The sequence below is a fragment of the Arcicella rosea genome, from assembly GCF_040543805.1.
Taxonomy (GTDB): domain Bacteria; phylum Bacteroidota; class Bacteroidia; order Cytophagales; family Spirosomataceae; genus Arcicella; species Arcicella rosea.
In genome coordinates this window covers 500,282-524,796 of record NZ_JBEUMS010000001.1, presented here as the reverse complement: position 1 = coordinate 524,796, position 24,515 = coordinate 500,282, and the positions used below count along the sequence as shown (strand labels likewise).

The window sequence follows — 24,515 nt, the reverse complement described above, 5'->3', positions numbered from 1 at the left end:
TTATAAACTCCAACTAGCCCCTTCACGCATAAATACTGCTCCTTTTTGTGTTGCTTTTTCAGGATGTTTAATATGCCATTCAAATTCATCACGGAAGTGACGAATCGCAGCAGCAACTGGCCAAGAGGCAGCTTCTCCTAATGGACAAATGGTATTTCCTTCTATTTTCTTTGCAACATCTACTAACAAATCAATATCTTCTTGACGTCCTTTTCCATGTTCAATTCTGTAGAGTACTTTATCCATCCAACCTGTTCCTTCACGGCATGGCGAACACTGTCCGCATGATTCATGGTGATAAAAACGACCGAATGTCAATGTGTTATGAACAATACAAGTAGTTTCGTCCATTACCACAAAACCGCCAGAACCTAACATCGTTCCCGTAATAAAACCACCATCAGAAAGCGATTCATAAGTCATCAAACGATTTTCACCATTTGCTGTTTTTAAAATCAATTCTGCTGGAAGAATAGGTACTGATGAACCACCCGCAACGACAGCTTTCAATTTATGTCCATCTCTGATTCCGCCACACCATTCATCTGCATAAATAAAATCTTCCACAGTAATACCAAGGGGAATTTCATAAACACCCGGCTTACGAACATGACCTGATGCTGAAATTAATTTCGTTCCTGTACTTCTACCAATACCAATTTTAGCGTATTCGTCGCCACCATTGTTAATAATCCAAGAAGTAGCAGAAATAGACTCTACATTATTAACTACTGTAGGGCATTGCCACAAACCTTTTACTGCGGGAAATGGAGGCTTATTACGTGGATTTCCACGTTTTCCTTCCAACGATTCCAACAAAGCAGTTTCTTCTCCACAAATATAAGCACCGCCACCTGGTTGAACGAAAAGGTCGAGGTCATAACCTGAACCCAAAATGTTTTTACCTAAAAGTCCTTTGTCATAAGCTTCTTGAATGGCTTTTTCAAGAATATTGACAACATACATTAATTCGCCTCTTACATAAATATAAGAAGTATTAGCTCCTAAAGCATACGACGAAACAATCATTCCCTCAATTAAAGTATGAGGAGATTTCATCATCAAATAATGGTCTTTGAAAGTACCCGGTTCTGATTCATCCGCATTACAAACTAAATAACGAGGAATACCTTCTGGTTTAGCCAAAAACGACCATTTCATACCCATTGGGAAACCAGCACCACCACGTCCACGAATACCTGATTTTTTTACTTCTTCAGTAACTTCATCGGGAGTCATCGTTTTTAAAGCTTTTTCAACAGCTTTATATCCACCATTTTTACGAAAAACATCAATAGTATCGATGCCTTGTACGTCAATATGTTCGGTTAATATTTTCATTTTTCTATTAAATTTGCTCAGCGATATTTCGCATCGAATTCAGATAAAGTGTATCAATTAATTAAGAGTACATTATTATTTTGACAACTCATCAATGATTTCATCAACCTTTTCGTTGGTCAAATTCATATAATATTTTTCACGAATTTGAAAGACAGGTCCCCAACCGCAAGCTGCTAAGCATTCTACTTCTTTAATCGTAAATTTACCGTCTGGAGTAGTTTCTCCGGTTTCAATGCCTAGTTTTTTCTTTAAGTGGTCATATACTTCAACTCCACCCATTAAACAGCATGGCCCAGTACGGCAATATTCAATTACGTGTTCACCTACTGGTTCTAAGTGAAACATTGTGTAAAATGAAGCTACTTCATATACTTCAACAGGCTTAATTTTCAACAAGCTAGCCACATAATCCATCACTTCTGAACTACACCATCTCCACTCTGCTTGAGCCAAATGTAGAATTGGAAGTAAAGCAGATTTTTGCTTACCTTCTGGGTAACGTTTAATGATTTTATGAACTAACTCCAACGTATCCGCTGGAAACTGTATGGTTTGTGTATTTGTCATGTTTTAGTCTGAATTAAGCAAAATTACACGTCTAATTCCCCGGCAATCACATTCATAGACGACATCGTAACGATGGCATCAGAAAGTGTTGAGCCTTTAATCATTTCTGGGAATGCTTGATAATAAATATAGCAAGGACGACGGAATTTCAAACGATATGGTGCACGGCCACCATCTGATACTAAATAAAAACCAAGTTCGCCATTACCACCTTCTACTGAATGATAAACTTCGCCAACTGGAGCGTCAATTTCACCCATTACAATTTTGAAGTGATAAATTAAAGCTTCCATGTTATTATAAACCTCTTTTTTCTCTGGTAGATAATAATGAGGGGCATCAGCGTGATATGGTCCTTCTGGGAGATTATTTAAAGCTTGCTTGATGATTTTTAAACTTTGCCACATTTCTTCTCCACGAACCAAGAAACGGTCATAAGTATCACCTTTTGTTCCAACGGGTACTTCAAAATCAAAATCTTCATAAGAAGAGTATGGATTCATGGCACGAACGTCATAATCAACACCAGCGGCTCTTAGGTTTGGTCCAGTAAAACCATAATTTAAAGCACGTTCAGCAGAAATAGCACCAACATCAATGGTTCTATCCATGAAGATACGGTTACGTTTTACTAAGCTTTCAAATTCTATGAGTCCAGCAGGGAATTCGTCAAGAAGTATTTGGATTTTACGGATGGCTTCTTTAGATAAATCTCTTTCCATTCCACCACAACGCCCCATGTTCGTTGTAAGGCGAGCACCACATACTTCTTCGTAGATTTCGTAAATGTGCTCTCTCCATTGCATTACATACAAAAAGCCTGTTAAAGCACCTGTATCAACAGCAAGAATGGAATTACAAATGATATGATCGGCAATACGTGCCAATTCCATCATAATTACTCTAATATATTGCGCTCTTTTAGGTACTTCAACGCCTAAAAGTTTCTCTACTGTCATGTGCCAACCCATATTATTGATGGGCGACGAACAGTAGTTCATACGGTCTGTAAGCGTTGTGATTTGATAAAGAGGACGACGCTCAGCAATTTTCTCGAATGCACGGTGAATGTATCCTACTGTCTGTTCTGCATCAATAATAGTTTCTCCGTCCATCGTTAAGATGTTCTGAAAAATACCATGTGTTGCAGGGTGAGTTGGTCCTAAGTTTAGGGTTGTCAACTCATTGACATATTTTTTATCTACTTGTGCTTTCTCTAAGCCTACAAATGGGCTTGATACTAATGCGATTTCAGACATATTTTTATAAATTTATCTACCAAACAAGGCATCAATTTTATCTTGACGAGTGGCGTCTTCCAAAGGATATTCTTTACGCATCGGATGATAATCCATATCTTCAGCATTCAGAATACGCTCCATTTTTGGGTGTCCAGAGAACAAAATTCCGTAAAAATCAAATGCTTCTCTTTCCATCCAATTGGCACAAGCATATAAGCCTGTGATGGTTGGTACTACGATATTTTCTCTGGAAACATATAATTTGATAATCAATCTTACATTGTTTTCTAAACTATGTAGATGATAAATAACACCAAATTCATGACTTGGAACGTCTGGAAAATGAATGCCACCTAAATCTGTAAGAAACTGGAATTTGAAGGTTGGATGTTGATATAAATAATGCATCAACGGCACAATGGTGTCGGTTGTAGTTGTTACGTTAAGAAGACCGTAATTTTCTACAATTCCAAAAATGTTATCTTCGCCAAATTGTGCGACTAAATCTTGTGCTATTTGTTCGTTTGTCATTGTTAGCTTATCTGTTAATCGTCTAGCTTTTACTTGTTATTCAAACAGGTAAAATTTAAACGGATAACTGTTACTCAATTCCGTAAGATGCTAAAAGTGCTTTATATTCAGGAGATTCTCTGCGACGACGTTGTTCGGTTTTTGCAATTTCTTGAATTTGCATAAAACCATCCAAAATTTGTTCAGGACGAGGCGGGCAACCCGGAACATATACATCAACAGGAATAATACGGTCGATGCCTTGTAAAACAGAGTAGGTATCAAAAATTCCACCAGAAGAAGCACATGCTCCAACTGAAAGTACCCAACGAGGCTCTGCCATTTGAAGATATACTTGCTTGAGGACTGGTCCCATTTTCTTAGAAATAGTACCCATTACCATTAGGATGTCGGCTTGGCGGGCAGAAAAAGACATACGTTCAGACCCGAATCTTGATATGTCATAATGAGCTCCGGCTGTTGCCATAAATTCAATACCGCAACATGAAGTAGCGAAAGGAAGTGGCCAAAGTGAATTTGCACGAGCAAGACCCACGAAATCATCTAATTTGCCAGCGAAGAAACCTTGTCCTTCAATTCCTTCTGGAGCATCAACTGTTTTTATTATTCTATCGCTCATTGTATCTATTTGAGAATCTAAGTATCAGAAAGCCATCAATCATTTTGGCACGCTAATCAATTCAGAAACACAATATATTTATATATTCAAATTTGTGATAACACTGTGATGAGGAAAGGCTTGTTTACAGAAAAACCTGTTCCATTCAACGATACTACTTCTCCCAAGTTAAAACGCCTTTCTTGATAACATAAATGAAGCCTACCAACAATAAGCCCATAAATACTAACATTTCAAGAAACATATTAATGGCTACATCTGAAGATGACTTTACCCATCCCATAAAATTTACAGCCCAAGGATACATAAAAATAATTTCTACGTCAAATAGGACAAAGAGAATAGCTACAAGAAAGTATTTAACTGAAATAGGAGTACGGGCATCACCCACTGATTCGATACCACATTCAAAAACATCATCTTTTAATGCACTATGACGTTTAGGACCTAGCCAGTGCGTTGCAAGCATTGTTGCAACAATAAATGCTAAAGCAGCCCCTAATTGGATAAGTATTGGAAGATAATCGGATGGTTGATAGTTCATTGTTGATTTTTGAGTTTTAGGCTTTGATTATCAAGTAATTATACTTTAATCTTCAAACCGATACGTAATTTGACTAGTATCCTTTCAAAATTTATCTGCAATTTACTGATAAAATTTTGTTTGCGACATTTTTTTAATGCTAAAATTAGGGGAAATGTTAAAGTGTACTGATTAAGTCTTTTTTATCATCTGTTATATAGATTGGTACTAAATAGTACGAGACTATTTAAACTTCAACTGATATTTATAGAATATGTTTTTCAAGAAAATATATCTCTGAATGAGTATTTTTACTTATTTTCAAAATCTTCAAAAACAAATATAAAAGCAAAGGTTCTATCCAGTCGTTAGAGTTTTGATTGAGTTTACTAACTTGCCAAAAAAATCTTCATCATGGAACAAGACAAATTAAAATTTATGAAAAGAGCCATTGAACTTTCAATTCAGGGAAGTTCTGGCGGAAAAGGCGGACCATTCGGCGCAGTAATTGTGAAAAATGGAGAAATTGTTGGCGAAGGATTTAATCAAGTTACTTCTACCAACGACCCAACAGCACATGCAGAAGTAGTAGCTATTAGAGATGCCTGTAAGCATCTCGATACTTTTCAATTATCCGATTGCGAATTATATACTTCTTGTGAGCCTTGCCCGATGTGCTTGGGCGCAATTTATTGGGCTCGTCCTTCAAAAGTGTATTATGCCAATACTCGTGATGATGCAGCCGAAGCAGGTTTCGACGATGCTTTTATTTATGATGAAATTCCATTGCCACTCGCTGAACGAAAAATCGAAATGATTCCTTTGGGAAGAGAAGAAGCCCAAAAAGCTTTTGAATTATGGAATGAAAAGAACGATAAAGTAGATTATTAAACAGTATCCAATTTAAAATTATATACTATTTCCAATTAAAATTCATGAAAAAAACAATGACACGCTACTCTTTGAGTCTAGCCTTATTTTCCTTACTCTCATCCCAAACTTTTGCACAGCAAACCAAAGTAGAAGATTTTACCGCAGAGAATTTATTTACCAACAACATCGAAGGGCCAAATTTTGACAAAGCTGGAAATTTGTACGTCGTAAATTTTAAAGAAGATGGTACGATTGGCAAAGTGAATTCAGACGGTACTTGTGAACTATTCTTGACTTTACCCAAAGGAAGTACTGCCAATGCGATTCAATTTGATAAAGCTGGGAATATGTACTTAGCAGATTTTTCGGGACATAATGTCTTGAAAGTAAATATGAAAACTAAAGCCATTTCAACGTATTGTCATAACGATGCTTTCAATCAGCCTAATGATATTTGTATTACTAAAAAAGATGTATTTTTTGCCTCAGACCCAAGTTGGAAAAATTCAACAGGAAAAATTTGGCGAATAGACAAAGGCGGAAAAGAAACCCTTTTAACTGACCAAATGGGAACTGCCAATGGAATTTGTTTAAGTCCAGATGAGAAAATTTTATATGTGAATGAAAGTGTTCAGAAGAAAGTTTGGGCTTTTGATGTTGACCTTGCTGGAAACATTGCTAATAAAAGGCTTTTCGCTTCCTTTGAAGACGGCGGCTTAGACGGCATGAAATGCGATGCAAAAGGGAATCTTTACGTTTGTCGTTGGGGATTGGGCAAAATACTTGTCTTTTCGAAAAAAGGGAAATTACTCAAAGAAGTACAATTGAAAGGTTTGCAGAGTAGTAATTTGGTGTTCAGTCCAAATGGAAAATACGCTTACGTTACTTTACAAGACAGAAAAGGAATGGAGCGATTTAATGTTAAGTAATTTGTTTTTATTGAAAATTAACCATTCAAAATTATGCTAATCAGAATTGTAAGAATGACATTTCATGAAGAAAAAGTGGAAAACTTTTTGGCGATTTTTAATGATTCCAAGCACAAAATTAGACGTTTTGAAGGGTGTCAACATTTAGAACTATTACAAGATAAAAACTTTCCCAATATCTTTTCAACATATAGTTATTGGGAAAGTGAAAATCATTTGAATACTTATCGGGATTCTGAATTATTCAAAAATGTGTGGACTTCAACGAAAGTATTATTTGTTGAAAAGCCAATTGCTTTTTCTTCGGAAAGAGTAGAGTTGATTAACTAGCGGCGAGTTATGAGCTTTGAGCATTGCACAGCAAAATTTGTATCGCTTTCTCATAGCTCAATGCTCATAACTCAAAACTTACAGCTATTCGCCACCGTTTAAAAACGTTTTTAATTCGGTTGCTTCCGAAGGTTTCATTCTTCCTGCTAAAACCAAACGTAATTGACGTCTGCGTAAAGCTCCTTCGTGAAGTGCTTTTTCTTCGTCAGTTTCAGTCAATGAAATAGGAACATCTATTGGGCGACCACTTTGGTCAACCGCCACAAAAGTGAAAAATGCTTTGTTGGTACTTACTCTTTCTTGCGCTGGAATATTTTCTGCCCAAACATCAATCACAACTTCCATTGAAGAACTAAAAGCTCTGGTTACTTTAGCCTGAAGCGTAACTACGCTACCAAGCGGAATAGATTCTTTAAAAGATACATTATCGACAGAAGCAGTAACAACGATACGATTTGAATGTTTTTGTGCACAGATTGCTCCGACAACATCCATCATGCGCATGAGGTTTCCACCCATTAAATTTCCTAAAGTATTGGTATCGTTCGGAAAAATCATTTCCGTCATTGTAGTAAGAGATTCTGAAACGTATTTAGTTTTTGTCATTTTATTGGATGAAGGATTTGGGAATTTAGGATGTTGGATTTAGGATTTCAGATTTCTGTCGTTAGCTTTCGGTCTTCGGATGTCAGCTTTCAGATACATCTTTTCACGTAAGTAATAAGTAAAAATTTCGAAGCTCTAAAACCGACCTCTGAAAGCTGATGACTGAAATCCGAAAGCTATTAAGATTCTGAATTATTACTTATCTCGTCAAGATTGATTGATTGAAAATGTTCATGTGCTTTCAACACGATTGCGAGTGCAACGACGGCTTCACAAACAGCAACGACAATCACAAAGAGTGCAAACATTTGTCCTTGTAAATCAGGGTCATTTTTACTGAAAGCCACCAAATTTAGGTTTACAGCATTTAGCATTAATTCAATTCCCATCAAAACTACAATGACGTTTCGTTTGGTAACCACTACAGCTAAGCCGATGCTAAATAATAAAGCACTTGTAAGTAAATAATATGAAAGAAAACTATTGTCCATTGATAAGTTATCGACAAGATTTTTGAAATATTTAAACTTTGGTTTTGCTACTTAAATAAGCTGCACCAATGAGCGTTGCCATCAATAAAACACCCGAAACTTCAAAAGGTAACACGAAGTCGGTCATTAATAAAACACCAATGTTTTGTGTAGTAGAAAACGATTCAATTGATTCAAATAGATTTGATTGGATGTCAATAAAGTTTGTTTTTGCGAAGGCATAAAAAAGCAAACTAAACAAACCCAGTGCAACAGCAAAGCCAATGAATCGATTAGTATTTGTGCCTATAATATCATTTTTGCCATTTTCTTTGTTACCATTTTGGTTGGTCAGCATTACCCCGAAAAGGAGTAAAACCAAAATTCCACCAACATAAACGAGTAGCTGAGTAATGGCTATAAAATCGGCACCAACCAATACATAAAGTGCGGCGATGCCAAAAAACGTAAGTAAAAGACTAAAAGCAGCGTATAAAACATTATTGCTCCACAACACAACACATGCAGAGATAACAGTTAAAACGATGAAAGCTATGTAAACAAAAGGTATCAATTGTCTGTTTTAGGTTTTGGTTTAAATGAAGGTTTGAAAACGGGTTTCGGTTTTGGCGCAATTGTAACTTCTTCAGCTTTTACTTCATCCGTATCATTTAGTCCAGAATTTTCCGATAGCTCTGAGCTTTGAGCTATAAGTTGTGAGCTTTTTTCCTTTAGTCCTTCGTCTTCTATTCCAGAGTCCTTTTTCTTGAACGAAGGTTTGAAAACGGGTTTGGGTTTTGGCGTATTCGTAATTTCTTCAGCTTTTACTTCATCCGAACCTTTTACTTCTGAGCTTTCAACTCCTTCTTCTTTTTTCTTGAATGAAGGTTTAAAAACGGGTTTGGGTTTTGGCGCATTTGTGATTTCTTGAGCCTTTACTTCATCCGAACCTTTTACTTCCGAACTTTCTGTTCCTTCTTCTTTCTTTTTAAACGAAGGTTTGAAAACAGGTTTTGGTTTTGGTGTAAGTGTGATTTCTTCTGTTTTTACTTCTTCCGAATCTTTTACTTCGGTTAGCAGTGAGCTATGAGCTTTGAGCAGTGAGTTGTTTTCTTTTAGTTCTTTAACCCCATGTTCAGAATCCTCCAGTCCTTCGTCTTCTAGTCCTGATTCTTTTTTCTTGAATGAAGGTTTAAAAACTGGTTTCGGCTTTGGCGTATTTGTGATTTCTTCAGCTTTTACTTCGGTTAGCAGTGAGCTATGAGGTATGAGCTGAGTGTTTTTTTCTTTTAATCCTTCATCCACAAGTCCAGAATCCACAAGTCCTTTTTCCTTTAGTCCTTCATCCTCCAATCCTGATTCTTTTTTCTTGAATGCTGGTTTAAACGCTGGTTTTGCAACAAGCTTTTTCTCTTCTTGTCCAGTATCCTCCAGTCTTGTATCTTGTGTCTTGCTATCTTCTGTCTTCTTCGTTTTCAAACCTTTCATCGCTTCTTTTTCAAGCATAAATTGGTCGTACAAATCACGTTTTTCTTGTGCTTGTTCTGGACTAAGATTTCCGAAAGCAAAATTATGTTTGGTAATATCAAAAACAGAGAAATCATATTCCTGTGTCATGGTCAAACACTCTGTCGGGCAAACAGTAGTACATAAACCACAGAAACAGCATTTAGCCATATCAATATCAAACTTCGCTGCATATAAACGAATGGCAGAACCATCAGAAGCATAACCTGCAATGCCAGTTGCTTTGATGGGTTCAATTTCTATACAATCGACAGGACAAATTTTAGCACATTTATCACAGACGATACAATCGTCCATTTCATTGTGTAATTGATAGCGACCATTATCAGGAATTGGTAGCTTTTCATGAGGATACTGTAAAGTAACAATCCCAGTTTCTTGTTTGAAGTAGTCAGGATTATTGACAAAAATGGGTTTTCGGCTTTGTCGAGCTTCTTTCAAATGTCTCCATGATAACGAAAGCCCTTTCAAGGAAGATTTAATACCTTCTTTGATGTTGCCGAAATATGTATTATTTGCTCCTTTTGACACAGTTTTAAATAATTTTCATTATTGGTGCTTAGAATGCCCTCTAAGTTTGACTTGTAAAATGCCAACAATTAAATACAAAGGTACGTTCTGGAGTTTAACAAAAGAAGGAAGAGTAGTTATTTCTAGCTATAGAGTATATAGACAAAAAGAAATTGTTGAATTTTATAAAAAAAAGTAACACTCAGTTTTTTTTTGTCAAAACCATTTATATATTTATATTGTTTTAGCAAATGCCCAAAAAATTTACATTTATTAATTCCCTTCTATTTAGTGTTATATTGTTGAATTTTATTTGATTAAGCTTCCAAAAGAATATGGTGTAAGTGTTTCCAATTCTACGAAGAAAAGATTGTTGTAAGGACTATAATAATACAAGTTTTTATCATGCTTTTTGTTTTCTAAATTATACACATAAACTTTAAAATATTTGCTATCATGAAAAACAAATTTTTATTCGCTTTTACTGCTGTTTTAAGTTTTTTCGGAAAGGAATTGATTGCCCAAACTGACAATCATACCATTGGCATTACTATTCCGGCTGTTACGATGATAGGAATAGCCCCATCAGCCTCAAAAAACCTAACGATGAACTTTACAGCACCTACAACAGCAGGAGAACCAATAGTTGCGCCCGCAAATAATTCAACACTTTATTTGCAGTATTCTTCTATTCTAACAGGACCAGCAACAACTCGAAAAATTTCTGTCAAAACTTCCGCATTAATAAATGGTGTAAACATTAGCGTTACTGCTGCAAATCCAACTGCAACCAACTTGCTTGGGCAAGGTGGCACAGGTTCTAATGTGCCAGCACTAGCTGTTACGGATACTCCTTTAATTTCGGGTATTACCAGCTGTGCTACTGGAATCCTTGCTACTGATGGTAGTAACATAACTTATAGTCTTAATACAGGCACAGCATCAAATTATGCAAACTTGAGATCAGGAACTACTTCTGTAACTATTACGTACACTCTTTCAGACTAGTTAAGTAAACGAAACGTATAATGCTGTGATATAGTTGTTTAGTACGTCAATGTTAAAGCTTAATCACAGCATTTTATTGTATTTTTATTTGAATGACTTTGAGTTTTCTCGAAGCCATAATGATAAGCTCTTATCTACTAAATAGCCTAAATTAGAATCTACTACAGTTTATGAAAACTCTGATTAATACCTTGTATTTTCTCATTACTTTCTTTTTTTTGAGTCTAAGTAATTCACATGGGAATGTTGTGATTTTAAATGGACTCACCCATCTTCATCAAACCAATAATGGTAACGAAACTTTAACAGGCAAAATAAAACTAAGGAATGATTCTGATAAACCAGAGAAAGTCCTGATTTACAAAGAAGAACTAATATTAAAGTGTGGTGTTGATGCTGATTTTTCTAATCAGATTGTCAATCCAAGATCTCTTAGTTCTTTTTTAAATACTAATTTAAATGAAAAAGTATTATCGCCCAACGAAGAGTATGATGTGAGTTATACAATATTGCTTCCAAGTGACACACCTAAGGGAAGTTATTGGACTGTGCTAATGATTGAGGGAGCAGACCCATTTGTTACCAATGATAATTCAGGATTAAAGATTAACTCTAAAGTACGTTATGCTATACAAATAATAGCAGATAATGGAAGCTATGAACCTGTAACTTTAAGCTTTGAAAATGTCAAGATTAAAAATTTAGCTTCAGATAAAAAAATAATAGATGTTTTACTAAAGAATGATGGCGTTTTTTCAACTAAAACCAAAGTTTTGCTTGAAATTTACAATGAAAAAAAGGAAAAGCTAAAAGTAATTGAAAGCCATTATAAAAGAGTTTATCCTCAAAAATGTAATAATTTTGAAATAGAGGTAAGTGGGCTTTTAAAAGGGAAATATGATGGAATTCTGGTAGCAGATAATGGAGTGGATTTGTTTGCATCTAATGTTGAAATAGAATAGCTACATACCTGAAAGTACCATAATGGCAACTTTTCAAACAATATATAACCAATCCCATTTAAGAATAAATGCTTCTAGAAGATGGAGAGTTGTATGTCTATTCATTTCTATCTTGGTTACCATTAATGCAAAAGGACAGTTTGAATCCGAAAGTATTATAAAAATTGATTTGCCAACATCTGTTGAACCAGGAAAGCTTTTTACTGTTTTTGTAGATATTCGAAAGACAAAAACCATTGATAGCTTATCAAGTATTGTTATTAATCTACCACAAAGATGGCGATTGTTAACAAGTAAAAAGAGTATTAAAAATGACAGCCTGATTAGGTGTATTTATGGTATATCAATTCCATCTGATGCTGAAGCTTCTGAGTATCAATTATCCATAAAGCTCAATTTAAATGGAATCACTATTACCAAAAGCGTGAAACTTTTGGTGAGGAGAATTAGAGATATTCAGGTAGTGGCTTTTGATACACCAGAGTTTGTTAAAGAAGGGGATTCTCTTAAAATTGATTTTTTAATCAATAACTCAGGAAATGCAGAAGAAAAGCTATTTTTGAAGTCTATATATGGGAAAATTGAAAAAATAAGCGACACTCTGTTACTTAAAAAAAAAGAATCAATACTTGTAAGCGTTCGCCAGAAAATACCCAAAGGAACCGAAAGCGCTTGGTACATTACCTCAGATTTAGTTGTTTACTTAAAAGATTCTCTATTGCCAATTACAACATTGGTAAGTACATCTGTTTATGGTACTGAAAATAAACAACAAGACCAATATTTAAGATTTCCCACTGAAATAAGTAGTATATATGTGGGGACTTCTTCTGAAAATAATCAGTTTAAGGCACTTCAGTATGATTTTAAAGGGAAAGGGTTCTTAGATTTTACCAATAAACATTTTGCAGAATTTACTATTCATGGTCCAGACCAATTTAGTATTCCCATTACTGGCTCGTATGAGATTTTAGCTTTGAAATATAGCTATTTGAAAAAGTCAGTACTTCAGCTTGGTGATTATCAGTTAAAATTATCAAATCTCATTGAATTTGGAAGATTTTGTAGAGGGTTTAGATATGATTATGATTTTCAAAAAATCGGGATAAGCTTTTTTTATGCAAAACCCAGATTTTTCTCTGAAATTGCTTATGAATATGGGGTAAATTTTAGATATAATCATTCCGATAAATTTCAAATGGGTTTTGATTTAATTAAAAAGGCTGGTCAAAATGTTTTGCCCTATAGTGTTATATCAAATCTATATAGTATTACTAGTAAATACAGAACGAAAGGATGGGATGTTGAAACAGAATTTGCTGTGAGTCAGTCTTTTGATAAAAATCATCTTGCTGTTTTCAATAATATGAATATTAGCCTTGGCAAATTTTATTTGTCGAGTAGTTTTATTTATGCTAGTAAAGACTTTCAAGGGTTTTATCGAAATAGTTTGTTGTCCGTAAATAATATAAATTATAGATTTTCAGATAAGTTAAGTGTTGGTATAACGCATAATTTTACCCGAATAAATCCAAGTTTTGATTTACTTATGTACAATACTTCTCCTTATATAAATAACTTTATGTTAGTTTCGAATTATCAAATAAGCGAGAAAAATCAATTAAGGTTTAGTTATAATTGGCAAGAAAGAGAGGATAGAATGATTCCTCAAAATTTTCATTACAAAGAAGATTTTGCCAATATAATTTATAGTTACTTATCTAAAAAACTAAATATTTTATATAGTGGACGTTTTGGAAGAGCCCAAAATTTATTGGTTTTTAATGATGAAAACCTGCTTCGTCAATCATTCTCTAACTCGTTAAATCCAGAAGTTGAAATTGTATCATCTACTTGGTTGGGAGGCATTCTTGAACATCAACAGACAAGTAAATATTCTATCAATAATGCCATTGCTAATTATTTTTTTTATGGAGGAACGTTGAAAGTAAAGCTTAAACATTGGCTGAATGCTTCGTTGATGTATCGTAATAATTTTACTCCTGATGCACTGATTGTTGCCCAATCTTTCGTAAATGGATTAATTAATGTAAATATTGGTGAACAACATTTAATTTCAGCAAGTTTTGGGAGAACATTTGTGCCTTATCATCAAAATATAGCAATGAGTAATCACAATATGTTTTATTTTTCTGTAAAATATACATTAAAGCTAAATTTGCCAATTGCGAGAAGTAAAAAGAATGGGGCTGTTTATGGAAAGGTGGAAAGTACTGACCCAGATCTAAAACTGTCAGATTTATTAATAAAAATTGGAGAGAAAAGGACTTTAACAGACCATAACGGTAATTTTTACTTTAACGATTTATTACCATCAAGATATTTGTTAAAGATTGAAAATACGTCGTTACCGAAAGGAGTAACTAATATTCGTAAAAGTCCAATAGAAGTAATTGTTAAACAAGATAGTGTTCATCGAGTAAAGTTGAGCTTAGTAAAAACAAGCCAAGTGTTAGGAAAGATAAATTTGTTGACCACTAATTATCAAAAAGATTCTATTAATAAAATCCCATTAATTTTTGTGACTTTTGAAAAAGGATTAGAAACCTTTACAACAAAAGTGAATGAAAAGGGAGAGTTTTGTTATAAAGAGATTTTACCAGGGGAGTGGAAGGTAAAAGCATGGTTTGCTAATCGACAAGAACTATTTTCGTTTGAAAATTCTGAACAAATAATTCAAGTTATACCTAATAAAGAGAGTCAATTGTCTTTTACAGTTATAAGTAAGGAACGAAAATTACATTTTTCAGACAAGACATTTCAACTACATGTGAAACTAAAGTAAAGAACCCCTATCTACCAATACTGAATGAAAATATTCTTTTTATTATTATTTATACTTTATTTTCAGATTGTACTCGGTCAAAGTGGTGCAACTGTCGATGTTGGTTTAACACTAAATTCTGTTTCTCTATTAAGTGTTAAGCCTAGTAATAGCACTATTGATTTTCAATTTTCTGTTCCTAGTTTATCAGGAACGGGGCTTACAAACACACTTACAAACAATACGAAATGGTTGAATTTTACTTCAGGAGTAGCACAGAATATTTCTAGAAAAGTAACAGCCCAGATAGCAAATGGGAGTATTCCGAGTGGACTAACTTTGTCGCTACAAGCAGGAACGGCCGTGAATAGTTTTGGTACATTTGGGACATCTTCAGGGCTTGTTGTGCTATCAAATACTCCTACTACAATTATAAACAGTATTGGAGGTGCTTATACAGGAGTAGGTGTTTCTAATGGGTATAATCTTCAATTTAGTTTATCAATAAACAACTATAGTCAATTGCGTCAGGGTACTAATTCGTTCTCAATCATTTATACACTATCAGATAATTGAAATTTAAATAATGTTGTAACGATGAAGTACTACCTAATTGTTTTCTTTAGCCTTTTAATCAATCATTCTTTTTTTTCTCAAAGCATTGTGATTCAGTCTGGAGGAACTAATTGGTCTGAATCATTATCTTCTTCCACAATTACTCAAGCTGGTGCAGATTATACGAATAATATAACAAGTTCTTCAAATCAATCTCTTATAAATGTTAATGGGTCTTTATTGACGTACCAAGTAAGTGTTAGACGCCAAGACATTGTTTGGGATTCGAGACTACAATTATTCATTCGTAAAACTGGAGATGGCACAGGAGGCTTGTTAGCAACGATAACACCTTCAGGCGTGAGTTCATATCAACAAATTACTACAACAAATTCCAATTTTTTTTCAGGTTCTTTAGCGCTTTTAGGTAACCGAGTGGGTGTTCCTATTCAATATGAAATTAGAGGTGTTTCAGTGTTAATTCCAGTTAAAACATACTCAACGACAATCATTTACACAGTAACAGGACTTTAAGAGAAAGTAAAATTATTAACCTGACTAATCATTTTTTCTAGTAAAAGAAGCATCAAAATAAGTTTATCAAACAACAAATGAAAAAAGCTTAGATTTTGCCACGTAAAAAGCTAAAACTTTTCTAGTTTTTTTTGCATATACCGAAACAACTCCGTAATTTTGCGTTCCCAATTTTTAACTGGATGCCCGTTCAGAAAAAAAATAAGGCAAAATCATTGAAAATCAGAGACGTTCCAACTTTGATTTACCGAAAATACTTTCACAGCAATTAATAAGAGTCCACCGTGAATATATTTTTTGTAACACCTTTTGGCAAAGGTGCTTTCTTTGAGAAAACATTTAGGACTTTTAAAATCTTAATAAAGTGGATACTTTAAGTTATAAAACCATCTCAGCCAACAAGGCTACCACAGAAAAGGGATGGGTTATCGTTGATGCAGAGAATCAGATTGTAGGTCGTTTGACTTCTGAAATCGCAAAAATTTTACGTGGAAAGCACAAGCCTTCTTTCACTCCACATGTTGACTGTGGTGATAATGTTATCGTTATTAATGCTGATAAAATTCGTTTTACTGGCAAGAAAATGACTGATAAAGTTTACATCCGTCACACAGGGTATCCAGGTGGACAGCGTTTTGCAACGCCAAGAGAAGTGTTAGCGAAAAACCCAAGAGGAGTTGTAGAAGCAGCCGTTAAAGGTATGTTACCTAAAAACCGTTTGGGAAGCCGTTTGTTCACTAACTTGTATGTATATGCAGGTACAGAACATCCACACGCAGCTCAACAACCAACTGAAATTAAATTCTAATAATCGTTATTTGTTATTCGTTATCCGTTGTTCGTTTTTACGAATTAACATTAACAGATAACTGATAACTTCTCTATAAAAAAATGGCAGAAGTAACTAATACATTAGGAAGAAGAAAAACAGCTGTTGCCCGTCTTTATATGACTCCAGGTAACGGTACTATTCTTGTGAATGGTCGTGCTTTGAATGAGTACTTTCCATCTGAAATTTTACAAATTATCGTTAATCAACCATTTGCATTGACTAAGACTGAAGGTGCTTATGATATCAAAGCAAATCTTGATGGCGGTGGAATCAAAGGACAAGCAGAAGCGCTTCGTTTAGCAATTTCTCGTGCTTTACAAGAAATCGATCCTGAGCGTCGTCCAGCTTTGAAAAAAGAAGGATTCTTAACACGTGACCCTCGTATGGTAGAACGTAAGAAACCAGGTCGTAAGAAAGCTCGTCGTAAATTCCAGTTCTCGAAACGTTAATATCCGTTATTGGTTATCCGTTATCGGTTATCAGTTTTGCTGTCAACTACTAATGGATAACCCAATATTTGATTTTAATTATACGCAACAAGACTTACAGTGACCGATGTCTTTGTTGTTTTCAATTTTCTTTTCAACTTTTAATTTAAAGTTAGAAGTTATTGTTTAGTTGGATTTTAGTATCATACTGATAACAATTAACAAATAACAGATAACTGTCAGAAAATGGCACAATTAGAATACAAAAACCTTTTGGATGCCGGTGTTCACTTTGGACACATGACACGTAAGTGGGATCCAAGAATGGCTCCATACATCTTTATGGAGAAGAATGGTATCCACATTCTTGATTTGAACAAAACTTTAGCTTGTTTAGACGAAGCTTGTACTGCTATCAAAGCGGTAGTTCGTTCAGGTCGTAAAGTAATGTTTGTTGCTACAAAGAAACAAGCACAAGAAATTGTTTCTGAAGAAGCTCGTCGTTTGAAAATGCCATACGTAACTGACCGTTGGTTAGGTGGTATGCTTACAAACTTCGCTACTGTACGTAAATCAATCAAGAAAATGTCAACTATCGACAGATTATTGAAAGATGAAGTAACAGTAAAAGCTTTAGCAAAACGTGAGCGTTTGATGATGTCTCGTGATAAAGAGAAAATGGAAAGAGTATTAGGCGGTATTACTGACCTTACTCGTTTGCCAGCAGCTCTTTTCGTAGTTGACGTTAAGCGTGAGCACATTGCAGTAGCAGAAGCAAAAAGATTAGGTATTCCAGTTTTCGCAATGTGCGATACTAACTCGAACCCTGATTTAGTTGACTATCCAGTACCATCTAATGATGATGCTTACAAATCAATCGCTTTAATTACTTTAGCAATTGGTAAAGCTATCGAAGAAGGTTTAATGGAGCGTAAGCAAGATAAAGACGATGCTCGTTTAGCAGAGGAAGAAGAAGCGAAGCGTTTAGCTGACGAAGAAGCAGCTAAAGAAGCAGCGAAAGTTGCAGCTAAATACGAGAAAGAAGATTAATAATAATTTGAAGATATGATAATCTGAGAAGCCATGAATACTTATCCTTTTGTCATAACTTTATCATTATAATTTATCAAAATTGAAGCAGCCCATGGAATTCTATGGGCTGTTCCTTTAAAAATTAACATTGAATTAGCGAATGCGGATTGCGAAATAACGTAATTAAAGCCAGTTCAATTTCGCAATCCGTAATCCAAAATCTAAAATCAATAAAACGATGGCTATTTCAGCAGCAGACGTTAATAAATTAAGACAAATGACCGGTGCGGGCATGATGGATTGTAAGAAAGCCCTTACTGAAGCAGGTGGTGATTTTGAAGCCGCTATTGATATTCTTCGTAAAGCTGGTCAAAAAGTGGCAGCTAAACGTGCAGATAACGCTACTAACGAAGGTGTAGTATTAGTTGCAATCAGCGAAGATGGAACAAATGGTAAATTAGTTGCTTTAGCTTGCGAAACTGAACCAGTTTCTAAAGTAGCAGATTTCAATGAATTAGCTGCTGCTTTATTGGCATCAGCTGTTGCTACTGACGCTGCTGATAAAGATGCTTTATTAGCTTCTACTTTAGCTGACGGACGTAACGCTCAAGAAGCAATGGTTGAATTAACTGGTAAAATTGGTGAAAAAATCAATGTAGCTGGTTATGAAAACATCACTGCTGATAAAGTTGTTTCTTATATCCACTCTAACAACAAAATTGGTGTTTTAGTAGCATTTACAAACGTAACTGGAACTGACGTTACTGAAGTTGGTAAAGATATCGCTATGCAAATCACTGCAATGAAACCAGTTGCTTTAGATAAAGACGGTGTTGATGCAGCTACTATCGAACGTGAAATCGAAATCGGTAAAGACCAAGCTCGTCAAGAAGGAAAACCAGAAGCAATGTTAGAAAAAATTGCAACAGGTAAATTGGAGAAATTCTACAAAGAAAACACTTTGTTGAACCAACAATTTGTAAAAGATAGCTCAATCAATATCAAACAATTGTTAGAGCAAACTCAAAAAGGATTAACTATCAGTACTTTCAAACGTATTGCTTTAGCTTAATAATTTTATAGTGATATTGAAAAAGGCTTCCAGTAATGGAGGCCTTTTTTGTTTCCTTTTGTCTTAATTAACATCTAAAAGTATTTTATAGTTAATTTGGTTATAATAATCTTAAGTATTTTTACTCGTCATGCAACGCATGTAAAATATAGGCTGTCTAAGTAATTGAAATGTTCAAAATTTATTTTAAACTTTAAAACCATTACCCAATGAAAAAATTATTGTTTTTAATGACAGCCTTGGTGGGTATCATGTTCGCAAGTTGTGAAAAACAGAACGATTTAACAGCTTCTGATGATGCTTTGGAAACCCTAGAAGTTTCAGCTGCACGTACTGCGGCAGTTACAGACACCGTAACGAAACAAAAATGCAGAGGAAAAATTACAACTGTTGACCCAGCCGCTTTACCAACAGCAATCGTTACTTATATCTCTACGAATTATGCTGGTGCTACGATTAAATTTGCTGGGACGGATACTCAAGGTCAATATGTTGTAGGAATCACTTTAAATAGCGTTGAAACAGGGTTATTGTTTGATGCTAATGGTGTTTTTGTAAAAGCACTTCAACATTACGCTAGAAAAGCGAAATTGACAGCTGTTGAAGTAACGACTTTACCAGCTTCTATTACTACTTATGTTACTGCTACTTATGCTGGTTACACAATCAAGCGTGCAGGAACAGATGCTGATGGTAACTATTATGTCGCTATCAATGATGGAACAAACCGTAAAGTACTTTTATTTGATGCTACTGGTGCATTCAAGCAAGAGTTAGAAGCACCTTTACACAAAATGAGAAAGCTTAGAAAGCAATAGTCTTTTTGATAAAATCATTTTATTAAACCCCACAATATTGAATGTTTCAATGTTGTGGGGTTTATGCTTTTGTAAAGCCTAATCTTTTTAAGGTATAATTCAATTAAGAGCCGTATTTTAGCATTCTTTTTTAATCAGAATGACATTCCATGAAAATTCTACATACTGCCGATTGGCATTTAGGGAAAAAACTCCATAAGTACGACCTTCACGAAGACCAACAATTATTTTTGGAATGGCTGATTGCCCTTATCCAAGAACGAAAAATTGATGTGTTATTGATTTCAGGAGACATTTTCGATCTCGCTAATCCACCTGCTGAAGCCCGAATGCTTTACTATTGGTTTTTACGACAAATGATTTTGCAAAAATGTAAAATCATCATCACTGGTGGAAACCACGATTCGGTGTCGATGTTGAATGCACCCAAAGATATTTTGTCGATGTTGGATGTCATCGTTGTTGGCGGAGCTATGCCCAATATTGAAGATGAAATCATTGATTTAAAGGAATTAATTGTTTGTGCTGTTCCTTATTTGCGTGATGCCGATTTGCGTCAGGCAGTGGAAGGAGAAACAGCCATAGGACGCATCGAAGCGGTTCGGAATGGCATTAAAAATCATTATGACCAATTAGCTAATATTTGTAAAGAACGCTTCCCAAATACGCCCGTGATTGCGATGGGACATTTGTACGCCAATGGCTCTGTGGCTTCAGAATCTGAACGAGAAATTCAAATCGGAAATTTGGCAGCTTTTGAAGGAAACGATTTTTCAGAAACCTTCGATTATGTGGCTTTAGGGCATATTCATCGTCCACAAAAAGTATCGGACAAAGAAAATATCCGTTACTCTGGTTCGCCGATTGCCTTGAGTTTTAGTGAAAAAAATGATTTAAAAATCGTGATTGAATTGGAAATTTCAGCAGGAAAAATTCAAAAAATAGAAGACATTCCAGTACCCAAAAATAGAATGCTGAAGAAAATTTCGGGCGATTTCGAGAAAGTAAAAAGTCAACTCAGCAGTTTTCAAAACGAATGCCAGTTGAAAGCATTTTTAGAAATAGAAGTAACGGAAGAATTACACAATCCTATTTTGACCAGAGAACTAAACGATATTATTGCCGTTTTTGAAGATGAAAATGCCATCGTTTTAAAACATAGAATTTCATTCAAAAACGAAATTAACAGCACAGCAGAGCTATTTTTTGAAGGACAAAATATTGATGACATTAACGAAACGGAAATTTTGAAACGAAGATTAGAAAAAGAAAACGGACTTTCGGAAGAGCATCAGGCTTTGTTGATGGAAGCTTTTGTGGAATTATTACAAAAAGTAAAAGAGGAAAACTAAGCGATGAAAATCAATAAAATATATTTAAAAAATATCAACTCTTTCAAAGGCGAACATCGGATTGATTTTACCGAAAATCCATTGTCGTCGGCGGGACTTTTTGCGATTGTTGGACCAACGGGAGCGGGGAAATCAACGCTTTTAGATGCCATTACTTTGGCTTTGTTCAACCGTGTGCCAAGATTTGATAAAAAGATTTCTAAAGATTTAGTCGGTTCGGGTGGTTCAATTCTTACTCGTGGTGAAAAAGAATGTGCCGTAGAAGTAGAGTACGTTTGTAAATCAGGCGTTTTTGTGTCGAAATGGTGGATCAATGTCAATCGAAATAATAATCTGAATGATTATGGAATGGAGATTGTCGATAAAGCCAAAGACCAAATAATTACCAACAAAAAAACAGAAGTACCTGATAAAAATCAAAGTTTGATTGGACTGAATTATGACCAATTCGTGAAATCAATTTTGCTGTCGCAAGGAGAATTTTCTAAATTTTTAAAATCTGGAAAAGACGAGCGAGGCAAGCTTTTGGAAGATATTACGGGCATGCAAATTTATCGTTTGCTAGGCAAAAAAGCCTTTGAAATAAATAACGAAAAAGGCGGAGAATTAAAATTAAAAAGAAACCAAATCAAGAGTGTTTCGGAGAAATTAGTTGCGCAAGAAATTGCTGAAACTTGGGAAAAAGATTTAGCCGAGAAAGAATTTTCGATTGTGAAAGCCAACGAAAATTTGGAAAAAACTTCGGAAAGTATTCGATTAAAAAATACTTTGAAAGTTATTGGAGACGAAATTCTTCAAAAAGAAAAAGATTATACCAATACCGCTACGATTTGGAAAGTATTTGAACAAGAAAAATTACCGATACTTCAACAACATGAATTGGTTGAGCCTTTCAGAGAAAGTATTTTACAAGTAAAAAATGATGTAAGAGAACTTAGAAATCTTCAAAATCGACAAGTCGTTCAAAATCAAGATTTAGTTCAAAATCAGCAAGCCTTCAATCACAATATTAGTGTCATTTCAGATTTTACGAATGAAAAAGTTAATGCAGAAAATGCGACTGAAGTATTACAAGAATTCCGTAGGAAAGTAACAGAATTGCTGAGAGAACTAAGTGAACAAGAAGGAACGCTGAAAGCTAAACAACAGCAAATTAGTGAAGTACTTTCGTTTTTGAGAATTCCACAGTTAAATAATTTATCTGTCAATCAATTGGCTGATAAATCTTTAGCATTAATTGAGTCGGTTGCCAAAGAGCAGAAAGTACAGATGGAAAAATGGTATGAAGTCGCAAAGATTTCGTCGCCAGAAGAAGTAGAAGAAAAAGGATTACAATTAGAATTTGAGCTAAGATTGTATCATCATCTCAATCAGTTAATTGGTGATTATAGTAATTTAAAAACTCTTTTTAGCGAAGCAGAAAAAGAGGAAAAAATACAACTTGAATTTCAAAATACGAATACTTTAGTTCTTGAAAAAAAACAAATTTTATATACTCAACTTGTTCAGAAAATAGAGGCTTTAGAAGTAGAAAAAGAGCGTTTGGGGAAATCATACAACTTTGAAAAAGACCGAGCCAAACTTTTGAAAAAAGACGAAGCTTGTCCACTTTGTGGTTCGTTAGAGCATCCATTTTTGAGTCATTATGCCAATAATTATGTAGAAATTGACCAAAATTTAAAGAGCCAAAAAGCCGAAGAAAAAGTATTGAACAATGAAGTAAATACTTTGAAAACACAGATTGCATCTGCACATCAATTAGAATTAAAAGAGCAGAAGAAGAAAGATGAACTTCAACAAAAGCTAGATGTAAAACACTTAGAAATTAATGAAGTAAAGCAGAATTTACAACTAGAAAAAGTAGGCAACAGAGCGTGGGTTCAGGAACAAATAAAGTTGAAAGAGCAGCAAACAGAAGCCTTGAATTTGCTAGTTAAATCTGTAAAAGTACTAGAAGATTTAAAATCGCTTTACCGAATTGTAAAAGAAACGAAGGGTTTTCAGGAGCAAAAAAATGTACTGATTGATACCATTAAGGGCTTATACATTGGTAAAAATATCAATAACGATTGTGATAAACTACAACAAGAATTCTCGGAATTACAGACAAAAATCACTGCTAATTTGAAAATAATTCAGCAACTTGATACTGAAATAAAAGAGAAAAATGAAGCAGTAAAAATATTAGAGAACGAATTGTTGGTGGCTTTAAATGGATTAGGTTTTACAAATCTTGAAGAGGCTCAACAGCAGTTACTTTCGGTAGAACAAAGTAAAAATTTAAGAGATGAACAGGAAAAACTAAGAACCAAAATAACTGTTTTAGAAAGTGAATTGAAGAGTAAAAAGGCAGAATTTGAACAAAAACAGCAAGAAGATAATCCTTTGATAAGTTTGGAAGAATTACTTGCTTTGAATCAACTTTTGCAAGAACAGAGAAAAGCTGTCGCCGATGAAGTAACTGGATTACAAGTAAAAATTCAAGTTCAGAATGCACATCGTCAGGAAATTTCTGCTTTAGAACAAGAAATAGCCTTCTTAGAAAAATCTAATTTGAAATGGGAATTATTAAACCGCTATATTGGAGATGCAGAAGGGAAAAAATTTAGTACATTTGCACAAGGCCTAACTTTAGCAAGATTGATAGCATTGTCAAATCGACGTTTAGCTGAGCTATCCGATCGTTATTTGTTAGATAAACCTACTGAAAATGAGGACGATGAGTTGATGATAATTGACCAGTATATGGGCAATGAACGTCGTTCTGTAAAAACACTTTCGGGCGGGGAAACTTTTATGGTGAGCTTGTCTTTGGCATTGGCTTTATCAGATTTGGCTTCTAAGAATGTAAAACTAGAAAGCTTATTTATTGATGAAGGTTTTGGAACACTCGACCCCGAAACACTAGATTTGGCTTTGGGTACTTTAGAGAAATTACAGCAGGAAGGACAGAAAAACATCGGTATTATTTCTCACGTAGAATCTATCAAAGAAAGAATTTCAACGCAAATTAAACTAGAAAGAAACAACAGAGGTTTTAGTAGAATTGACATTAAGGGTTAAACAA

General features: G+C 34.6%; 25 protein-coding genes. 15 read left to right on the top strand and 10 right to left on the bottom strand.

Annotation, left to right across the window (positions count from 1 at the left end; all coding sequences use genetic code 11):
- The 6 genes from nuoF to ABID42_RS02335 all read right to left on the bottom strand — a co-directional run bounded on the left by nuoF (position 1) and on the right by ABID42_RS02335 (position 4,846).
- Positions 1-1,341, bottom strand: a complete 1,341-nt coding sequence (nuoF, locus tag ABID42_RS02360) for an NADH-quinone oxidoreductase subunit NuoF (protein ID WP_323257404.1) — start codon at positions 1,339-1,341, stop codon at positions 1-3.
- 75 nt (positions 1,342-1,416) lie between these two features.
- Complete coding sequence (locus tag ABID42_RS02355; RefSeq protein WP_323257402.1) at positions 1,417-1,911, bottom strand: NADH-quinone oxidoreductase subunit NuoE family protein; 495 nt, start codon at positions 1,909-1,911, stop codon at positions 1,417-1,419.
- A gap of 23 nt (positions 1,912-1,934) precedes the next feature.
- On the bottom strand, positions 1,935-3,170 hold the full coding sequence (nuoD, locus tag ABID42_RS02350; protein ID WP_323257400.1) for an NADH dehydrogenase (quinone) subunit D: 1,236 nt from the start codon (positions 3,168-3,170) through the stop codon (positions 1,935-1,937).
- 12 nt (positions 3,171-3,182) lie between these two features.
- Positions 3,183-3,683 carry an NADH-quinone oxidoreductase subunit C gene (locus tag ABID42_RS02345; RefSeq protein ID WP_323257398.1) on the bottom strand — a complete coding sequence of 167 codons (501 nt, stop codon included), beginning with the start codon at positions 3,681-3,683 and terminating at the stop codon, positions 3,183-3,185.
- Between the two features lie 70 nt (positions 3,684-3,753).
- A complete protein-coding gene (locus ABID42_RS02340; RefSeq protein WP_323257396.1) occupies positions 3,754-4,302 on the bottom strand; it encodes an NADH-quinone oxidoreductase subunit B in 549 nt (182 codons plus the stop codon).
- Positions 4,303-4,456: 154 nt separating this feature from the next.
- Positions 4,457-4,846: an NADH-quinone oxidoreductase subunit A gene (locus ABID42_RS02335; protein ID WP_323257394.1), complete on the bottom strand. Its 390-nt coding sequence runs from the start codon at positions 4,844-4,846 to the stop codon at positions 4,457-4,459.
- A gap of 393 nt (positions 4,847-5,239) precedes the next feature.
- Between ABID42_RS02335 and ABID42_RS02330 the strand changes: the two genes are divergently transcribed.
- From ABID42_RS02330 to ABID42_RS02320, 3 genes are read left to right on the top strand one after another with little or no spacing between them, the layout of a single operon-like run.
- Complete coding sequence (locus ABID42_RS02330; RefSeq protein ID WP_367282275.1) at positions 5,240-5,716, top strand: nucleoside deaminase; 477 nt, start codon at positions 5,240-5,242, stop codon at positions 5,714-5,716.
- Positions 5,717-5,760: 44 nt separating this feature from the next.
- Positions 5,761-6,627 carry an SMP-30/gluconolactonase/LRE family protein gene (locus ABID42_RS02325; protein WP_367282274.1) on the top strand — a complete coding sequence of 289 codons (867 nt, stop codon included), beginning with the start codon at positions 5,761-5,763 and terminating at the stop codon, positions 6,625-6,627.
- Between the two features lie 33 nt (positions 6,628-6,660).
- On the top strand, positions 6,661-6,957 hold the full coding sequence (locus tag ABID42_RS02320; RefSeq protein ID WP_367282273.1) for a putative quinol monooxygenase: 297 nt from the start codon (positions 6,661-6,663) through the stop codon (positions 6,955-6,957).
- 84 nt (positions 6,958-7,041) lie between these two features.
- On the opposite strand, the gene ABID42_RS02315 is transcribed toward ABID42_RS02320, so the two are convergent.
- The 4 genes from ABID42_RS02315 to ABID42_RS02300 form a co-directional block, all read right to left on the bottom strand.
- Entirely contained in the window at positions 7,042-7,563 is a 522-nt protein-coding gene (locus ABID42_RS02315; RefSeq protein ID WP_323257386.1) for an acyl-CoA thioesterase, read from the bottom strand.
- Between the two features lie 179 nt (positions 7,564-7,742).
- Positions 7,743-8,054, bottom strand: coding sequence for an NADH-quinone oxidoreductase subunit NuoK (nuoK, locus tag ABID42_RS02310; RefSeq protein WP_323257384.1), 312 nt, complete (start codon positions 8,052-8,054; stop codon positions 7,743-7,745).
- A gap of 31 nt (positions 8,055-8,085) precedes the next feature.
- Positions 8,086-8,607, bottom strand: coding sequence for an NADH-quinone oxidoreductase subunit J family protein (locus ABID42_RS02305; RefSeq protein WP_367282272.1), 522 nt, complete (start codon positions 8,605-8,607; stop codon positions 8,086-8,088).
- Complete coding sequence (locus ABID42_RS02300; RefSeq protein WP_367282271.1) at positions 8,604-10,091, bottom strand: 4Fe-4S binding protein; 1,488 nt, start codon at positions 10,089-10,091, stop codon at positions 8,604-8,606. Before ABID42_RS02300 ends, ABID42_RS02305 begins: the two co-directional genes overlap by 4 nt.
- A gap of 435 nt (positions 10,092-10,526) precedes the next feature.
- Between ABID42_RS02300 and ABID42_RS02295 the strand changes: the two genes are divergently transcribed.
- From ABID42_RS02295 to ABID42_RS02240, 12 genes are all read left to right on the top strand, one after another.
- Positions 10,527-11,078: a hypothetical protein gene (locus ABID42_RS02295; RefSeq protein WP_367282270.1), complete on the top strand. Its 552-nt coding sequence runs from the start codon at positions 10,527-10,529 to the stop codon at positions 11,076-11,078.
- Between the two features lie 170 nt (positions 11,079-11,248).
- On the top strand, positions 11,249-12,040 hold the full coding sequence (locus ABID42_RS02290; RefSeq protein WP_367282269.1) for a hypothetical protein: 792 nt from the start codon (positions 11,249-11,251) through the stop codon (positions 12,038-12,040).
- A 22-nt stretch (positions 12,041-12,062) separates the two neighbouring features.
- Positions 12,063-14,846 (top strand): hypothetical protein, encoded by a 2,784-nt coding sequence (locus tag ABID42_RS02285; RefSeq protein WP_367282268.1) that lies wholly within the window; start codon positions 12,063-12,065, stop codon positions 14,844-14,846.
- Between the two features lie 24 nt (positions 14,847-14,870).
- Entirely contained in the window at positions 14,871-15,401 is a 531-nt protein-coding gene (locus ABID42_RS02280) for a hypothetical protein (protein ID WP_367282267.1), read from the top strand.
- Positions 15,402-15,422: 21 nt separating this feature from the next.
- Complete coding sequence (locus ABID42_RS02275) at positions 15,423-15,914, top strand: hypothetical protein (RefSeq protein ID WP_367282266.1); 492 nt, start codon at positions 15,423-15,425, stop codon at positions 15,912-15,914.
- Between the two features lie 364 nt (positions 15,915-16,278).
- Positions 16,279-16,722 carry a 50S ribosomal protein L13 gene (gene rplM / locus ABID42_RS02270; protein WP_184129674.1) on the top strand — a complete coding sequence of 148 codons (444 nt, stop codon included), beginning with the start codon at positions 16,279-16,281 and terminating at the stop codon, positions 16,720-16,722.
- Between the two features lie 83 nt (positions 16,723-16,805).
- Complete coding sequence (gene rpsI, locus ABID42_RS02265; RefSeq protein WP_309915319.1) at positions 16,806-17,195, top strand: 30S ribosomal protein S9; 390 nt, start codon at positions 16,806-16,808, stop codon at positions 17,193-17,195.
- A gap of 225 nt (positions 17,196-17,420) precedes the next feature.
- Positions 17,421-18,224 carry a 30S ribosomal protein S2 gene (gene rpsB / locus ABID42_RS02260; RefSeq protein ID WP_184129680.1) on the top strand — a complete coding sequence of 268 codons (804 nt, stop codon included), beginning with the start codon at positions 17,421-17,423 and terminating at the stop codon, positions 18,222-18,224.
- Positions 18,225-18,444: 220 nt separating this feature from the next.
- Positions 18,445-19,278: a translation elongation factor Ts gene (gene tsf / locus ABID42_RS02255; protein ID WP_323257377.1), complete on the top strand. Its 834-nt coding sequence runs from the start codon at positions 18,445-18,447 to the stop codon at positions 19,276-19,278.
- Between the two features lie 209 nt (positions 19,279-19,487).
- Positions 19,488-20,096, top strand: a complete 609-nt coding sequence (locus ABID42_RS02250; RefSeq protein WP_367282265.1) for a PepSY-like domain-containing protein — start codon at positions 19,488-19,490, stop codon at positions 20,094-20,096.
- Positions 20,097-20,245: 149 nt separating this feature from the next.
- Positions 20,246-21,448 (top strand): exonuclease SbcCD subunit D C-terminal domain-containing protein, encoded by a 1,203-nt coding sequence (locus ABID42_RS02245; protein WP_367282264.1) that lies wholly within the window; start codon positions 20,246-20,248, stop codon positions 21,446-21,448.
- A gap of 3 nt (positions 21,449-21,451) precedes the next feature.
- Positions 21,452-24,511 carry an AAA family ATPase gene (locus ABID42_RS02240; RefSeq protein WP_367282263.1) on the top strand — a complete coding sequence of 1,020 codons (3,060 nt, stop codon included), beginning with the start codon at positions 21,452-21,454 and terminating at the stop codon, positions 24,509-24,511.
- The last annotated feature ends 4 nt before the right edge of the window (positions 24,512-24,515 follow it).

Excerpts from the sequence above, each read along its gene's own strand:
- nuoF (WP_323257404.1), bottom strand. The coding sequence starts at position 1,341 with ATGAAAATATTAACCGAACATATTGACGTACAAGGCATCGATACTATT.
- ABID42_RS02355 (WP_323257402.1), bottom strand. The coding sequence starts at position 1,911 with ATGACAAATACACAAACCATACAGTTTCCAGCGGATACGTTGGAGTTA.
- nuoD (WP_323257400.1), bottom strand. The coding sequence starts at position 3,170 with ATGTCTGAAATCGCATTAGTATCAAGCCCATTTGTAGGCTTAGAGAAA.
- ABID42_RS02345 (WP_323257398.1), bottom strand. The coding sequence starts at position 3,683 with ATGACAAACGAACAAATAGCACAAGATTTAGTCGCACAATTTGGCGAA.
- ABID42_RS02340 (WP_323257396.1), bottom strand. The coding sequence starts at position 4,302 with ATGAGCGATAGAATAATAAAAACAGTTGATGCTCCAGAAGGAATTGAA.
- ABID42_RS02335 (WP_323257394.1), bottom strand. The coding sequence starts at position 4,846 with ATGAACTATCAACCATCCGATTATCTTCCAATACTTATCCAATTAGGG.
- ABID42_RS02330 (WP_367282275.1), top strand. The coding sequence starts at position 5,240 with ATGGAACAAGACAAATTAAAATTTATGAAAAGAGCCATTGAACTTTCA.
- ABID42_RS02325 (WP_367282274.1), top strand. The coding sequence starts at position 5,761 with ATGAAAAAAACAATGACACGCTACTCTTTGAGTCTAGCCTTATTTTCC.
- ABID42_RS02320 (WP_367282273.1), top strand. The coding sequence starts at position 6,661 with ATGCTAATCAGAATTGTAAGAATGACATTTCATGAAGAAAAAGTGGAA.
- ABID42_RS02315 (WP_323257386.1), bottom strand. The coding sequence starts at position 7,563 with ATGACAAAAACTAAATACGTTTCAGAATCTCTTACTACAATGACGGAA.
- nuoK (WP_323257384.1), bottom strand. The coding sequence starts at position 8,054 with ATGGACAATAGTTTTCTTTCATATTATTTACTTACAAGTGCTTTATTA.
- ABID42_RS02295 (WP_367282270.1), top strand. The coding sequence starts at position 10,527 with ATGAAAAACAAATTTTTATTCGCTTTTACTGCTGTTTTAAGTTTTTTC.
- ABID42_RS02290 (WP_367282269.1), top strand. The coding sequence starts at position 11,249 with ATGAAAACTCTGATTAATACCTTGTATTTTCTCATTACTTTCTTTTTT.
- ABID42_RS02285 (WP_367282268.1), top strand. The coding sequence starts at position 12,063 with ATGGCAACTTTTCAAACAATATATAACCAATCCCATTTAAGAATAAAT.
- ABID42_RS02280 (WP_367282267.1), top strand. The coding sequence starts at position 14,871 with ATGAAAATATTCTTTTTATTATTATTTATACTTTATTTTCAGATTGTA.
- ABID42_RS02275 (WP_367282266.1), top strand. The coding sequence starts at position 15,423 with ATGAAGTACTACCTAATTGTTTTCTTTAGCCTTTTAATCAATCATTCT.
- rpsI (WP_309915319.1), top strand. The coding sequence starts at position 16,806 with ATGGCAGAAGTAACTAATACATTAGGAAGAAGAAAAACAGCTGTTGCC.
- rpsB (WP_184129680.1), top strand. The coding sequence starts at position 17,421 with ATGGCACAATTAGAATACAAAAACCTTTTGGATGCCGGTGTTCACTTT.
- tsf (WP_323257377.1), top strand. The coding sequence starts at position 18,445 with ATGGCTATTTCAGCAGCAGACGTTAATAAATTAAGACAAATGACCGGT.
- ABID42_RS02250 (WP_367282265.1), top strand. The coding sequence starts at position 19,488 with ATGAAAAAATTATTGTTTTTAATGACAGCCTTGGTGGGTATCATGTTC.
- ABID42_RS02245 (WP_367282264.1), top strand. The coding sequence starts at position 20,246 with ATGAAAATTCTACATACTGCCGATTGGCATTTAGGGAAAAAACTCCAT.
- ABID42_RS02240 (WP_367282263.1), top strand. The coding sequence starts at position 21,452 with ATGAAAATCAATAAAATATATTTAAAAAATATCAACTCTTTCAAAGGC.